The sequence below is a fragment of the Achromobacter denitrificans NBRC 15125 genome (assembly GCF_001571365.1).
Taxonomy (GTDB): Bacteria; Pseudomonadota; Gammaproteobacteria; order Burkholderiales; family Burkholderiaceae_B; genus Achromobacter; species Achromobacter denitrificans.
Map to the genome: position 1 here is coordinate 57,290 of NZ_BCTQ01000035.1, position 13,359 is coordinate 70,648.

General features: G+C 68.8%; 15 protein-coding genes and 1 pseudogene. 12 read left to right on the plus strand and 4 right to left on the minus strand.

Annotated features, from left to right (window positions below):
* The first annotated feature begins 23 nt into the window (after window positions 1–23).
* The 9 genes from ADE01S_RS24150 (at window position 24) to ADE01S_RS24190 (ending at window position 7,498) form a co-directional block, all read left to right on the plus strand.
* Window positions 24–1,013 (plus strand): KpsF/GutQ family sugar-phosphate isomerase, encoded by a 990-nt coding sequence (locus ADE01S_RS24150; protein ID WP_062684280.1) that lies wholly within the window; start codon window positions 24–26, stop codon window positions 1,011–1,013.
* A complete protein-coding gene (locus ADE01S_RS24155) occupies window positions 1,010–1,618 on the plus strand; it encodes a KdsC family phosphatase (RefSeq protein WP_082775888.1) in 609 nt (202 codons plus the stop codon). The genes ADE01S_RS24150 and ADE01S_RS24155 overlap by 4 nt, the downstream gene beginning before the upstream one ends.
* Window positions 1,619–1,655: 37 nt before the next feature.
* On the plus strand, window positions 1,656–2,288 hold the full coding sequence (lptC, locus tag ADE01S_RS24160; RefSeq protein WP_062684282.1) for an LPS export ABC transporter periplasmic protein LptC: 633 nt from the start codon (window positions 1,656–1,658) through the stop codon (window positions 2,286–2,288).
* Window positions 2,285–2,914, plus strand: a complete 630-nt coding sequence (gene lptA, locus ADE01S_RS24165) for a lipopolysaccharide transport periplasmic protein LptA (protein ID WP_062684283.1) — start codon at window positions 2,285–2,287, stop codon at window positions 2,912–2,914. Before lptC ends, lptA begins: the two co-directional genes overlap by 4 nt.
* A gap of 32 nt (window positions 2,915–2,946) precedes the next feature.
* The gene (gene lptB / locus ADE01S_RS24170) at window positions 2,947–3,741 is read left to right on the plus strand and encodes an LPS export ABC transporter ATP-binding protein (RefSeq protein WP_062684284.1); all 795 of its coding nucleotides are present in this window, start codon (window positions 2,947–2,949) and stop codon (window positions 3,739–3,741) included.
* A gap of 224 nt (window positions 3,742–3,965) precedes the next feature.
* The gene (gene hpf, locus ADE01S_RS31365) at window positions 3,966–4,304 is read left to right on the plus strand and encodes a ribosome hibernation-promoting factor, HPF/YfiA family (RefSeq protein ID WP_043546933.1); all 339 of its coding nucleotides are present in this window, start codon (window positions 3,966–3,968) and stop codon (window positions 4,302–4,304) included.
* 335 nt (window positions 4,305–4,639) lie between these two features.
* A complete protein-coding gene (locus ADE01S_RS24180) occupies window positions 4,640–5,095 on the plus strand; it encodes a PTS sugar transporter subunit IIA (protein WP_062684286.1) in 456 nt (151 codons plus the stop codon).
* A 21-nt stretch (window positions 5,096–5,116) separates the two neighbouring features.
* Entirely contained in the window at window positions 5,117–6,043 is a 927-nt protein-coding gene (gene hprK / locus ADE01S_RS24185; protein ID WP_013396727.1) for an HPr(Ser) kinase/phosphatase, read from the plus strand.
* A 21-nt stretch (window positions 6,044–6,064) separates the two neighbouring features.
* Window positions 6,065–7,498 (plus strand): aminotransferase-like domain-containing protein, encoded by a 1,434-nt coding sequence (locus tag ADE01S_RS24190; RefSeq protein ID WP_062684296.1) that lies wholly within the window; start codon window positions 6,065–6,067, stop codon window positions 7,496–7,498.
* Between the two features lie 31 nt (window positions 7,499–7,529).
* Here the strand turns inward: ADE01S_RS24190 and ADE01S_RS24195 are convergent, their stop codons facing one another.
* Both ADE01S_RS24195 and ADE01S_RS24200 read right to left on the minus strand, forming a co-directional pair.
* A complete protein-coding gene (locus tag ADE01S_RS24195) occupies window positions 7,530–8,813 on the minus strand; it encodes a c-type cytochrome (protein WP_062684287.1) in 1,284 nt (427 codons plus the stop codon).
* Window positions 8,814–8,825: 12 nt separating this feature from the next.
* A complete protein-coding gene (locus tag ADE01S_RS24200) occupies window positions 8,826–9,584 on the minus strand; it encodes a c-type cytochrome (protein WP_082775889.1) in 759 nt (252 codons plus the stop codon).
* A 185-nt stretch (window positions 9,585–9,769) separates the two neighbouring features.
* On the opposite strand from ADE01S_RS24200, the gene rapZ reads away from it, so the two are divergent.
* Together rapZ and ADE01S_RS24210 are read left to right on the plus strand one after the other, a co-directional pair.
* Complete coding sequence (gene rapZ / locus ADE01S_RS24205) at window positions 9,770–10,642, plus strand: RNase adapter RapZ (protein ID WP_062684297.1); 873 nt, start codon at window positions 9,770–9,772, stop codon at window positions 10,640–10,642.
* Complete coding sequence (locus ADE01S_RS24210; RefSeq protein ID WP_062684289.1) at window positions 10,639–11,598, plus strand: septal ring lytic transglycosylase RlpA family protein; 960 nt, start codon at window positions 10,639–10,641, stop codon at window positions 11,596–11,598. The genes rapZ and ADE01S_RS24210 overlap by 4 nt, the downstream gene beginning before the upstream one ends.
* Window positions 11,599–11,610: 12 nt before the next feature.
* On the opposite strand, the gene ADE01S_RS24215 is transcribed toward ADE01S_RS24210, so the two are convergent.
* Window positions 11,611–12,195: a methylated-DNA--[protein]-cysteine S-methyltransferase gene (locus ADE01S_RS24215; protein ID WP_062684290.1), complete on the minus strand. Its 585-nt coding sequence runs from the start codon at window positions 12,193–12,195 to the stop codon at window positions 11,611–11,613.
* Between the two features lie 3 nt (window positions 12,196–12,198).
* Window positions 12,199–13,134, minus strand: a complete 936-nt coding sequence (gene rsmI / locus ADE01S_RS24220; RefSeq protein ID WP_062684291.1) for a 16S rRNA (cytidine(1402)-2'-O)-methyltransferase — start codon at window positions 13,132–13,134, stop codon at window positions 12,199–12,201.
* A 42-nt stretch (window positions 13,135–13,176) separates the two neighbouring features.
* On the opposite strand from rsmI, the pseudogene ADE01S_RS24225 reads away from it, so the two are divergent.
* A pseudogene (locus ADE01S_RS24225) lies at window positions 13,177–13,359 on the plus strand (hypothetical protein); the annotation flags it as partial.

Genomic DNA, 13,359 nt, shown 5'->3' on the forward strand with positions numbered 1-13,359 from the left:
CATACTGATATTAAAATCCGTCCATGACTGACCATCCCACCACATCGTCCGAGACCGCGCTGGCATCTGCGCGCAGAACGCTGCAGATCGAAAGCCAGGGGCTGCTCGACCTGTCGGCCCGGCTGGACGACAGCTTCACGCAGGCCGTCGCCATGCTGCTGGCCTGTCGCGGCCGCGTGGTCGTCAGCGGAATCGGCAAGACCGGCCACATCGCCCGCAAGATCGCCGCCACCCTGGCCTCGACCGGCACGCCGGCGTTCTTCCTGCATGCGGCCGAGGCCGTCCACGGGGATCTCGGCATGATCACCCGCGACGACGTGATCATCGCCATTTCCTATTCGGGCTCCGGCCAGGAACTGCTGACCATCCTGCCGGTCGCTCGCCGCATGGGCGCGCGGCTGATCGCCATGACGGGCAATGCCCAGTCCGAGCTGGCCGTGCTGGCCGACGTCCACCTGGACGCCAGCGTCGCCCAGGAGGCCTGCCCGCTGAACCTGGCCCCCACCGCCAGCACTACCGCGGCGCTGGCCCTGGGCGACGCCCTGGCCGTCGCCTGCCTGGAAGCCCGGGGCTTCGGCCCGCAGGATTTCGCGCGCTCCCACCCGGGCGGCGCGCTGGGCCGCCGCCTGCTGACCCACGTGCGCGACGTGATGCGCCAGGGCAACGCCCTGCCCATCGTGATGGCCGGCACGCCGGTTTCGCAGGCGCTGGAGGTCATGTCCGCCAAAGGCATGGGCATGACGGTCGTGACCGACGCCCAGCACCGCCCCCTGGGCATCTTCACCGACGGCGACTTGCGCCGCCTGATCGCCCGGCACGGCGATATCCGCAGCCTGACCGTGGAGTCGGGCATGACGCGCTCGCCGCGCAGCATCAACGCCGAGGCGCTGGCGGTCGAGGCCGCCCAGCAAATGGATGAACAACGGCTCAACCACATGCTCGTGCTGGACACCGACGGCACCCTCCTCGGCGCCTTGCACATGCATGATTTGATGGCCGCTAAAGTGGTATGACTATGATGCTTCCTGCTTCCGTGACTCACCCGGCCGACGCGCTGGTCCTCGCCCGCATTCCCGCCACCGTGCGCGAACGCGCCGCCTCCGTGCGCCTGATGGTTTTCGACGTGGACGGCGTGCTGACCGACGGCAGCCTCTATTACGGCGAAAACGGCGAAGTGCAGAAGCGCTTCAACGCGCTGGACGGCCATGGGCTGCGCCTGTTGATGGAAGGCGGCCTGACCGTCGCCCTGATGACCGGCCGCTCCGGCCCGATCGTGGCGCGCCGCGCCGCCGAACTGGGCGTCGCCGAGGTGATCCAGGGCGTGCGCGACAAGGGCGGCGCCCTGGCCGAACTTGCGCAGCGTTCCGGTGTCCAACTGAACCAGACCGGCTACATGGGCGATGACATCATCGACCTGCCGGCCATGCAGCGCGCCGGCTTCGCCGCCAGCGTGCCCAACGCGCCCGCCTACGTAAGCCAGGCCGCCCACTGGGTGGCCACGCAACCCGGCGGCAGCGGCGCGGTGCGCGAATGCTGCGACCTGCTGCTGGCGGCGCAGGGGCGCCTGGGCGCCTTCCTCGCGGCTCCGGGCCTGCTGGGCCCGGGCGCGATCCAATGACCGCCGCGACAACCGACACGCCCTTGCGGCGAACCCGATGAAAGAACGCTTTCCCTCTCTGATCGCGCTGTTCCTGCTGCTGGTGCTGGTCACCAGTTCGTGGTGGGCGGCCGACTATGCGCAGCGGGCCATCCAGGTGGACCCGCCGCGCCGCATTACCCACGAGATGGACGCCTGGTCCCGCGACTTCGTCATGCTGCGCACCGATCCCAGCGGCCGGCCCATCAACCGCCTGGAAGGCCAGTACGCGGAGCACTTCCCGGACGACGACTCCTATCACATCACCGAGCCGCGCGCGGTGGGCCAGCGCGAGACCAACCCCATCACGGTGGCGGTCTCGAAAACGGCCGTGATGGAGCAAGGCGGCAAGCGCATCGTCATGAACGGCGACGCGCACGTGCATCGCCAGCCCGACGCCAACAACGACATGCTGGACGTGCGCAGCCAGCAACTGATCATCCTGCCCGACGAGGACGTGGTCTTTACCGACCTGCCCGCGGAGGTGCTCAAGGGCCGTTCGCGCATGAACGGCAAGGGCATGCACTACAACAACAAAACCCGCCAACTGCAGGTTTCGGCATCGACCGATGTGGAAATTGCCGGCTCCGAAGGCAAACAGCAGCGTCGGACCGAAATTCCCGCCAACAACACTGACCAGAAGAAACCATGACCGACCTCCGGATTCTCCTTGCCCCGACGACCCGCCTGCTCGGCGCCGTCCTGCTGACGGCCTCCGTGCTCGCGCCGGCCCATGCCGCGGATCCGGCGCCCAAGGGGGCCGCGCCGGCCGAAGAACCCAGCACGCTGATCCTGTCGGACACGCTGCACTACGACGACGTGAAGAAGCAAAGCGTCTTCACCGGCAACGTCAACCTGACGCGCGGCCTCATGACCCTGACGTCGGACACGCTGCAGATGAACGAGGACGCGCAAGGCAACCAGTTCGGCACCGCCACGGCGAACAAGGGCAAGGTCGTGACGATCCGCCAGGAACGCCCCGAGACCTTCGAACTCATCGAAGGCACCGGCCTGCGCGCCGAATACGACGGCTCGAAGAGCACCTTCGACCTCATCGGCCAGGCCATCGTGACCCGCTACGTCTGTGGGAAACCCTTCGATACCATACGTGGCGAGCGGGTGCGCTACAACGAAAAGACCGGCACGTACGAAGCCCAGGGCGGGCCCAATTCGTCCGCGGCCGGCGGCCGCGTCCGCTCGGTGGCGGAGCCGCGCGCCAAGTCGGACGCCGCCATCGCCGAATGCCGCAAGCAGCAGGCCGCCAAGAAAGGGCGTTGAAACGCCTCCCAGCAACACCACTCGCAGCCACGATGAACCAACCCTCAGTGCAGACTCCCGTGACCTCCGCCCCTTCGGGCGTCAAGCAGGGCAGCCTGCGCGCAACCGGCTTGCGCAAGACCTATAACGGCCGCACCGTGGTGCAGGACGTGTCCCTGTCCGTGGTCAGCGGCGAGGTGGTCGGCCTGCTCGGCCCCAACGGCGCGGGCAAGACCACCAGCTTCTACATGATCGTCGGCCTGGTGCCGGCCGACGCCGGCCGCATCGAGATCGACGGCGCCGCCATCACCGCAATGCCGATCCACAAACGCGCGCGCATGGGCCTCTCGTACCTGCCGCAGGACGCGTCCGTGTTCCGCCGGCTGACGGTCGAGCAGAACATCCGCGCGGTGCTGGAACTGCAAACGGGGCCGGATGGCCGGCCGCTCCCGACGCCAAAGATCAACGAACAGATGGAATCCTTGCTGGAGGAGCTGCAGATCGGCCATATCCGCAGCAATGCCGCCATTTCGCTGTCGGGCGGCGAACGCCGCCGCGTCGAAATCGCGCGCGCGCTGGCCACCAGCCCGCGCTTCATCCTGCTGGACGAACCCTTCGCCGGCGTGGACCCCATCGCCGTGATCGAGATCCAGCGCATCGTGCGTTTCCTGAAGGGGCGCGGCATCGGCGTGCTGATCACCGACCACAACGTCCGCGAAACGCTGGGCATCTGCGACCGCGCCTACATCATCAGCGAAGGCAAGGTGCTGACGGATGGCCATCCCGAGGAAATCGTGGGCGATCCGGCCGTGCGCCGCGTCTACCTGGGCGAACACTTCCGCATGTAACGGACGCCCCTGGGGAAGACCCCTAGGGCGCTCGCGCGCCCCTCGGATGCCCCCTGAGGACTCAGCCATAAAACTGCCATGTTCTTGCGCTAGGTCAGCTTGTTTTATCGGCCCGAGTCTATACACTAGTACCAAACAACACCCTCTCGAACAAGGAGAACGCCTAACGAACCAGCCGCGCGATTTTGCGCACCTTTTTTCCTCTTTTAGAAGGAGAGCACACTATGAACCTGAGCATCTGCGGTCGTCACCTCGACGTCACCCCGGCCATCCGGGAATATGTCATGAACAAACTGGCGCGAGTGCTGCGGCATTTCGATCACGTCATCGATACCCAGGTCATGCTCTCGGTAGAGCCCCTGCGGCATAGAGCCGAAATCACCATGCGTCTGAGCGGTAAGGACATTCATTGTGAAGCTACCGATGAAAATCTCTATGCAGCCATAGATCTTCTTGCTGACAAAGTCGACCGTCAGGTCATCAAGCACAAGGACAAGGTACGAAGTCACACAGCGGAGTCCGTGAAGCGGCAAGCGGCGAATCTTTCGTCACCCCAGCAGTAACGCGCCTCACGATTAGCTCGCCTGCGAGACTAACGAAACAGCGATTCTAGAATCCTGCCCGAGTCCCGGTGTCCCGCTAGACCACGAGTCCAGCCGGGGCATCGGCAAACTTCCCTCTCCCTCTCTTTGTCCCCCATTCCCGGCCCGCCGGCGATCCTGCTTCCCCCCATTCCCCACGTTTCCCGCGCCGCGAGGCCGCGCATGGCGCAAGAATGCCCACAATCCGCCGCTATCGGTCTATGCTGTCGCTCTTGCCGACCCACGGCGCGCCCACGCAGAGGGCCCGCCGCAGAGGCCGATTATTGCACTGCGTCATATAACCATATAATGATCCGATGAATCATTTGTCGCGCATCCTACCCGCCGGCAACGTCGTGCTCGATATGCTCGCCACGAGCAAGAAACGTGCGTTCGAACAGGCCGGCCTACTCTTTGAAAACAACCACGGCCTGGCTCGGGCGCTCGTGTTCGACAGCCTGTTTGCCCGGGAACGCCTGGGTTCCACGGCCCTGGGGCAGGGAGTGGCCGTTCCGCACGGCCGCGTGAAGGGCCTGGAGCAGGCGCTGGCCGCCTTCATCCGCCTGGCCCAGCCTATCGCCTTCGATGCGCCCGACGGACAGCCGGTGTCGATGCTGCTCTGCCTGCTGGTGCCCGAGGCGGCCACGCAGCAGCACCTGGACATCCTGGCCGAACTGGCCCAACTCATGTCCAACAAGGCATTGCGCGAGGCCCTGGCCACGGAAACCGATCCGGCCCTCGTCCACAAGATGCTCACGACCGGCCAACTCTGATCTCCACGCGGAACCGCTGCCATGCTCACGGTGCAGGAACTCGTCGACGACAACGCCGACAAAATCCCCTTTAACTGGATTTCGGGCCAGGGCGCAGCGGACCGCGCAATCCCCGACGATGGCATGTCGGCCGCGGATCTCGTCGGCCACCTGAACCTCATCCACCCCTCCCGCATCCAGGTGTTCGGCCAGGAAGAGCTGGCGTACTACACGCGCTTCGACCTGCGCCGCCGCATGCACCACATGGACGAGCTGCTGATCGGCGGCGTGCCCGCCATCCTGCTGGCCGACGGACTGACGCCGCCGCAAGACCTGATCGACCAGTGCGACCAGCACCAGGTGCCGTTGCTGTCCACGCCCGTGGCGGCCGCCCAATTGATCGACCTGCTGCGCATCTACCTGGGCAAGAAGCTGGCGCCCACGACCACGGTGCACGGCGTGTTCCTCGACGTGCTGGGCCTGGGCGTGCTGATCACCGGCGAATCCGGCCTGGGCAAGAGCGAACTGGCGCTGGAACTGATCTCGCGCGGCCACGGCCTGGTGGCCGACGACGCCGTGGAGTTCTCGCGCACCGCCCCCAACATGATCGAAGGCCACTGTCCGCAGCTGCTGCAGAACCTGCTGGAGGTGCGCGGCCTGGGCCTGCTCGACATCCGCACCATCTTCGGCGAAACCTCCGTGCGCCGGAAGATGCGCCTCAAGCTCATCGTGCACCTGGTGCGCGCCACCGCGCAGGACAAGTTCGAGCGGCTGCCGCTGCAGGACATCACCCAGGACATGCTGGGGCTGCCGGTGCGCAAGGTCATGCTGCAGGTCGCGGCGGGCCGCAATCTGGCGGTGCTGGTGGAGGCCGCCGTGCGCAACACGATACTGAAGCTGCGCGGCATCGACACCCTGGGCGAATTCATGGAGCGCCAGGCCATGGCGATCCTGCAAAGCAGCAAGTAGACGGTGGCGCCCGGCGACGCCGTGAGCCTCTACGAAACGCTGGCGGCCGAGATCGCCAAGTCCATACGCGACGGCGTCCTGCGCGCGGGCGACAAGCTCCCCTCCGTGCGAGAGGCCTGCGCCACGCGGCGCGTCAGCCCCTCCACCGTCTTCCAGGCCTACTACCTGCTGGAAGCGCGCGGCCTCATCCGGGCGCAGCCCCGTTCCGGCTACTACGTCAGCGCGCCCGCCGTGTCGCTGCCGCCGGAGCCCGGCGCCTCGAACCCCGACGGGGAATCGACGGAACTCGCCATCAGCGAGCGCATCTTCGACATCCTGGGCTCGGTGCGCAACCGCGACGTGACGCCGCTCGGGTCGGCCTTCCCCTCCCCGCTGCTGTTCCCCCTGCCCCGGCTGGCCCAGGCCATGGCCGCCCACCTCAAACGCCAGGATCCACTCGATACGGTGGAAGACCTGGCGCCCGGCAATCCTGCCCTGCGCCGGCAGATCGCGCTGCGCTACCTGATCGGCGGCATCAATGTGCCCGCCGGCGACATCGTCGTCACCAACGGCGCGCTCGAAGCGCTCAATCTGTGCCTGCTCGCGGTCACACGCCCCGGCGACACGGTCATGGTCGAGGCCCCCACCTTCTACGGCGCCCTCCAGGCGCTTGAGCGGCAAGGGTTGAAGGCGCTGGAAATACCCACCCATCCGCGCACCGGCGTCGACCTGGACGCCATGGAAACCGCCATCCGGCGCCACGCGCCCAAGGCCTGCTGGCTGATGACGCAATTCCAGAATCCGCTGGGCAGCCTGATGCCGGACGACAGGAAGCGGCGGCTGGTCGAGATGCTGGCGCGCCACGGCATCCCGCTGATCGAAGACGACGTGTACGGCGAGCTGTATTTCGGGTCCACGCGGCCCGTGCCGGCCAAGGCCTACGACACGCAGGGGCTGGTGCTGCATTGCTCGTCGTTCTCGAAATGCCTGGCGCCGGGCTACCGCATCGGCTGGGTGTCCGCGGGCCGCTATGCCCAGCGCATCCAGCGGCTGAAACTATCCTCGACGCTGTCGGCCTCCGGCCCCGCGCAGGGCGCGATCGCCGAATACCTGGAGCAAGGCGGCTACGACCGCCACCTGCGCCGGCTGCGCGAAACGCTGCAGGCGCAGCAGGAGCGCATGGCCGATGCGATCGCCCAGGAATTCCCGGCGGGCACCCGCGTCACGCGTCCGCAAGGCGGCTTCTTCCTGTGGCTGGAACTGCCCGCGGCGGTGGATGCGCTGACCCTGCACCGGCAGGCGCTGGCACGCGGCATCAGCGTGGCGCCGGGCCCGATCTTTTCGGCCAGCGGCCAATTCCGCAGCGCGCTGCGCCTGAACTACGGCCACCCCTGGAACGACGGCACGCAGGGTGCGATCCGCGCGCTGGGCGAACTGGCGCGCCAGGCCTGCGCGCAGGCCCTGAAAACGGGCTAGGGCCTCCCGGCCCGCGCGCCCGGCGCGGGCCTCAATTCCGCGTCGACGCGGCGCGCGCCCGTTTCACCTCCAGCGGCGTCACGCCCCCGGCCTCGTTGCCCCAGCTATTGCGGATGTAGGACACCAGCATGGCGATGTCGCCGTCGTTGAGCACCTGCCCGAACGGCGGCATGCCGTGGGGCCGGGGATTGGCCGCGGTGGCGGGCGCATAGCCGCCATCGAGCACCATGCGGATCGCGTTGACGGGCGACGGCGCGGTCACGGTGGGGTTGCCGGCCAGCGCGGGCCACGCCGTGCCGCTGCCCTCGCCCGCGGGCTGATGGCATTGCGCGCACTGCTGGCGATAAATCTTGCCGCCCAGCTCCATCGCCGCGGGCGCGACCGGCACCTTGGCCTGAACCGCCTCGGGCGGCGTGGCGGGCAGGGACTTGATGTAGACGCCGATGGCCAGCGCGTCGTCGTCGCTCAGGTGCTGGGTGCTGCCCAGCACCACTTCGGCCATGGGGCCGCTTACGCTGGAATGCCGGGAGATGCCCGTCTTGAGCAGCGCGGCGATGTCCTCGGCCGACCAGCGCCCCATGCCGGTCTGCATGTCATTGGTGAGCGGCGGCGCATACCAGTCCAGCGCGGGGATCACGCCGCCGCCCAGCGCCTGGTCCGAGCGCAGCGCGCCCAGGCTGTTGCGCGGCGTATGGCAGGCGGCGCAATGGCCCAGCCCTTCGACCAGATAGCGGCCGCGGTTCCATTGGACCGATTGCCCCGCATCGGCCTCCAGGACGCCCGGCTTGAAATACAGCGCCCGCCAGGCAGCCAGCAAGGCCCGCTGGTCGTACGGGAATTCGAGCTCGGGCGGCCGGTTGGCCTGGCTGACGGCCGGCACGCTGCGCAGGTAGGCGTACAGCGCGTCCGAATCCGCGCGGGTGACGCGCGTGTATTCGGTGTACGGGAAGGCGGGATAGAGCAAGGTGCCGTCCCGCGATTTGCCGTTGTGCAGCGCCTGCCAGAAATCGTCGGCGGTCCAGGCGCCGATGCCGGTCTGTTCGTCGGGCGTGATGTTCGGGCCGTACACGGTGCCGAACGGCGTGGGGATGGGCGTGCCGCCCGCCAGCGCCTTGCCGCCCCGGCTCGTATGGCAGGCCATGCAATTGCCCGCCAAGGCGAGATAGCGCCCGCGTTCGAGCAGCGTCGCGGCATCGGCCGCGGCGGCGGCCGGGCCCGTGCTGGCATCGTCGCGCGTGCCCGCCCAATACAGGCCGCCCACGGCCGCGACCGCCGCCAGCAACAGCACCCACAGGACTTTCTTCATGCGTTTCATCCGCTCCCCCGCCTACCGTTGCGCCTGGCTGCCGCATTCCGCGGGCAGGCGTAGCGAGCCCGCCGGTTCGGGGGCATAAGGTTCGACCACCGGCCGCGCCGACAGCCAGGCGGCCAGCGCGCCGATGTCGGCGGGAGTGAGCTTGTTGGAGATGTCGGCCATGCAGTCCGGCTCGGCGGCGCGCCGCAAGCCGTTCTTCCAGCCGCCGATCTGCGAACCGATGTAGTCGCGCGGCAGGCCGAGCAGGCCCGGGATGGCGGGCAGCACGCCGCCCAGCGTGGCGCCGTGACAGGACGCGCAGGCGGGCAGGCCGCGCGCCGCGTCGCCGTCCAGCGCAAGCTTGCGGCCGGCTTCCAGCGTGGCCGCGGACACGTCGGAGCGTACCGGCGGCGGATAGGGCACGTGCTGCTCGGAGAAGTACGCCGCCATTTCGCGCAGGTAGTCGTCCGGGAGGCCGGACAGCAGATGCGTCATGGGCCGGTACTGGCGCCGGTCGTCGCGGAAGTTGAGCAGCTGGTGGTACAGGTATTCCTGGGGCTTGCCGGCCAGGCGCGGGTAGTAGCCGTCGGTGCCGGCCCTGCCCTGCGCGCCATGACAGGCCGTACAGGCCGCCACGCGGGCCGCCATGGTATCCGGCCGCAGCGGGGCGTCGGCGGCCTCCTGCGCCCTTGCGGGCGTTGCCAAAAAAACGACGGCGGCGGCGGCGGCCAGGGCCGAAATTGCCCAAAACCGCTGCAGTGAAACACTACGAAAGGAAATGAGGGCTAACATCTAGGTCGAATTCCAATCCCCCGAAGCGCATGACGGCGGGGCGCGTATGTGAATCTATCTGAGTACCCGGGGCCAAGCTTACGCCAGGGCAGTCCGGGAGGTACAGGCGCAGATTCCGAGTTTACGGCCATATCAGATGCCATCCCGCCGGTATCGTCCTGGAAAAGCGTGCCACAATCATGTCCATGTTGAAAGTCGTCCTAGTCACCGGAATCTCTGGCTCCGGCAAGTCCGTTGCGCTGCGCATGCTCGAAGATGCCAGCTACACCTGCGTCGACAACCTGCCCGTGCGGTTCCTGACCGAATTCATCGCCAATGCCCGGGATGAAGGCCTGGAGCGGGTCGCCGTCGCCATCGACGTGCGTTCGCCCGGCGAGCTGGCCGAGCTGCCGGACGTGGTGACCGCGCTTCGCGCCATGGGCACCAGCCTGCGCGTGGTCTTCCTGGACGCCAGCACCGCCACCCTGGTGCAGCGCTATTCCGAATCCCGCCGCCGCCATCCCCTGACCGACCGCCTGCAACGCGGCGGCACCGCGCCGTCGCTGACCGACTGCATCGCGCTCGAACGCGAACTGCTGGCGCCGCTGCGGGACCAGGAACACGTCATCGACACCTCGGACCTGACCCCCGGGCAGCTGCGCGCCTGGATCCGCGACCTGATCCAGGCGGACCGCGCGCCGCTGGTCCTCACGTTCGAGTCCTTTGCCTACAAGCGCGGCGTGCCCGGCGACGCCGACCTGGTGTTCGACGTGCGCTGCCTGCCCAACCCCTACTACGACCGCAACCTCCGCCCCCTGACCGGGCGCGACGAGCCCGTGGCCGCGTGGCTGGCCGGCTTCGAGCAGGTGGGGCTGATGATCGACGACATCGCCGGTTTCCTGAACCGGTGGCTGCCGCGCTACACGCAAGACACCCGCAACTACCTGACGGTCGCCATCGGCTGCACCGGCGGCCAGCACCGTTCGGTCTACGTGGTCGAGCAGCTGGCGCTGCGCTTCGCCGACCACGACCCGCTGCTGGTGCGCCATCGCACCCAATTGCCTGACGAATCCGCATGACCCTGTCCCGCCCGCTCCACCTGATCCTGATGCTGACGCTGGCCATTGCCGTGGCCGGCTGTTCTTCCACCGGCGGGCGCAAGAAGGGCGGTTACTACAAGGACGACGGGCCGGATGCCAACCCGCCGTCGAACCTCGACCAGATACCCGACGCGGTGCCCCGGGTGGAACCGTACGCCAGCGGCGCGAACCGGCCCTACGTCGTGTTCGGCCAGCGCTACGTGCCCGACACCAGCGGCCAGCCCTACAAGAAGCGCGGCACCGCGTCCTGGTACGGCAAGAAGTTCCACGGCAATTCCACGTCCATCGGCGAATCCTACGACATGTACGCCATGACGGCCGCCCACACGACGCTGCCGCTGCCCAGCTACGCCCGCGTCACCAGCCTCGTCAACGGCAAGACCATCGTCGTGCGGGTGAACGACCGCGGCCCCTTCCACAGCGACCGCATCATGGACTTGTCCTACGTGGCGGCCCACAAGCTGGGCATCATCGGACCGGGCAGCGGGCAGGTGATCGTCGAGGCCATTCCGCCGGACGAGATCCGGCGCCTGGCCTCGCAAGGCACGCCGGCCGCGGCCCCGCCCGAACCCGCCTCGGCCACCGGCTCCACGCCGGTGCTCGCGCCGGTGGCGGCCGCCCCCGTGATGCTCTCGGCGGAGCCCCTGCCCGCGCCCGCGCCGGGATCGGCGCCGGTGCGCCAGCCCGCGGCGGGCGCCTTCGGCAATGTCTATCTGCAGGTGGGCGCGTTCAGCCAGCCGGCCAATGCGCAATCGCTGGTCAGCCGCATCAACACCCAGTTGGGCGACGCGGGCGCGCCGCCCGCGTCGATGGAACAGGCCAACAATCTCTACCGGGTCAAGATCGGCCCGTACCCCGACCGCCAAAGCGCGCTGGACGCCGTGCAGCTGGTGTCGGAGCGCATCGGCATCCTGCCCAGCATCGCCGCGCAATAGGGAACCCCCGGGCTACCAGGGCAGCTCCGCCTGTCCGTCGCAGACCCGGCGCGCGCGCGCGTTCCGGCTGCGGTACAGATTGCCTTCGTGCGCCAGCAGCGCCTGTTTGCGCGGCAAGCCGCCGCCAAAGCCGGTCAGCGAGGTATCGGCGCCGATCACGCGGTGACACGGGATGATGATGCTGATCGGGTTGCGCCCGACCGCCCCGCCGACCGCCTGCGCGCCCTTGGGCCGGCCCACAGTGCGGGCCAGTTCGCCATAGCTGGCCAGCACCCCGAACGCGAGGTCGCACAGGGCATGCCAGACCTCGTGCTGGAAGGCCGTGCCGACGGGGTCCAGCGGCACGTCGAACACGCGGCGCCGGCCGGCGAACCACTCGTCGAGTTCGCGGCGCGCCTGCTCCAGGATGGGATCGGATTCCGTCAACAGCCAGCCTTCCGCCGAGGGCAGCAGGGCCTGGTCGGTGAACCAGGCGCCGCGCAGGCCCTTGGGGCTGGCGACCAGGCGCATGTCGCCCAGCGGCGTGGGCATGTCGCGGTAGGTCAGCCGCTCGTTGGGGTCGGCCGGCTTGTTGGACACCACGGTTTCGTAGGTCATGGCTTATTCCGACGATTTCTTGCGGGCCAGCGCCCGGTTGTACAGGACGTCGCGCGGCAGGCCCGAGACCTTGGCCGCGACACGGGCGGCGTCGCGCAGCGACAGCGACTCCAGCAAGGCGTCCAGCAGCGCGTCGGTGCGCGGATCGGCGTCCTCTTCCACCGGCGCCTCTTCCCGGGCATGCGCGATCAGCACGAATTCGCCCTGCTCGCGATGGGCATCCGCCGCCAGCCAGGCCGCGGCCTCGCCCAGCGGGAAGGTGGCGATTTCCTCGAAACGCTTGGTCAGTTCGCGCGCCACCGTCAGCCGGCGGTCGGGTCCGCACACTTCCAGCAGGTCGGCCAGGGTGGCCGCAAGCCGGTGGGGGGACTCGAACATCACCACCGGCGCGGGCAGCGCGCACCAGGTGCGCAGCCAGCGCTGGCGCGCCGCCGCCTTGGACGGCGCGAAGCCGGCGAAAGCGTAGGCCGGGTTCTCATCCGTGGTCACGCCGCTGCCCATCAGCGCCGCGATCACGGCGCTGGGGCCGGGCACCGGCACCACCTTGTAGCCGGCCTCGCGCACGGCGCGCACGATCCGCGCGCCCGGATCGCTGACGGCGGGCGCGCCGGCGTCGGACACCAGGGCCACGCGCTGGCCCTGTTCGAGGCGCGCGCAAATGGTCTGGGCCGCCGCGGCCTCGTTGTGGCGGTGGGCCGCCATGAGCGGCGTGGAGACGCCCCAGGCGTCCAGCAGCGTGCGGCTCGCCCGCGTGTCTTCGGCGGCGATCACGTCGACCCGCTGCAAGGCATGCCAGGCGCGCAATCCCAGGTCGCCCAGGTTGCCGATCGGCGTGGCCACGACGTAGAGCGTCGAGGCGGGCCAATGCTGCTCCGACACGCGTTCGGCAACGCGGGACCAGGCATCGCCGGCGGGCTGGGGTGAGACATTTTGATTCATTGCGGCCTACTGACACGGAAAACCATGTCAGTGTAGCCGCCAATGTCCACCGCCCCCGGAGCCGCCATGACGGACGAGACCTTGCGCCTGGCCTGCGAACTGGCCCTGGCCGCCCGCCGCCGGGCGGCCAGGCGCCGCCGCCGCTCGACCCGCCCTGCGGCCGCGGACCGCCCGCCCCCGCGGCGCTCGCCCACGCAGCGCAACGGCGACCGCCACGAGGCGGCC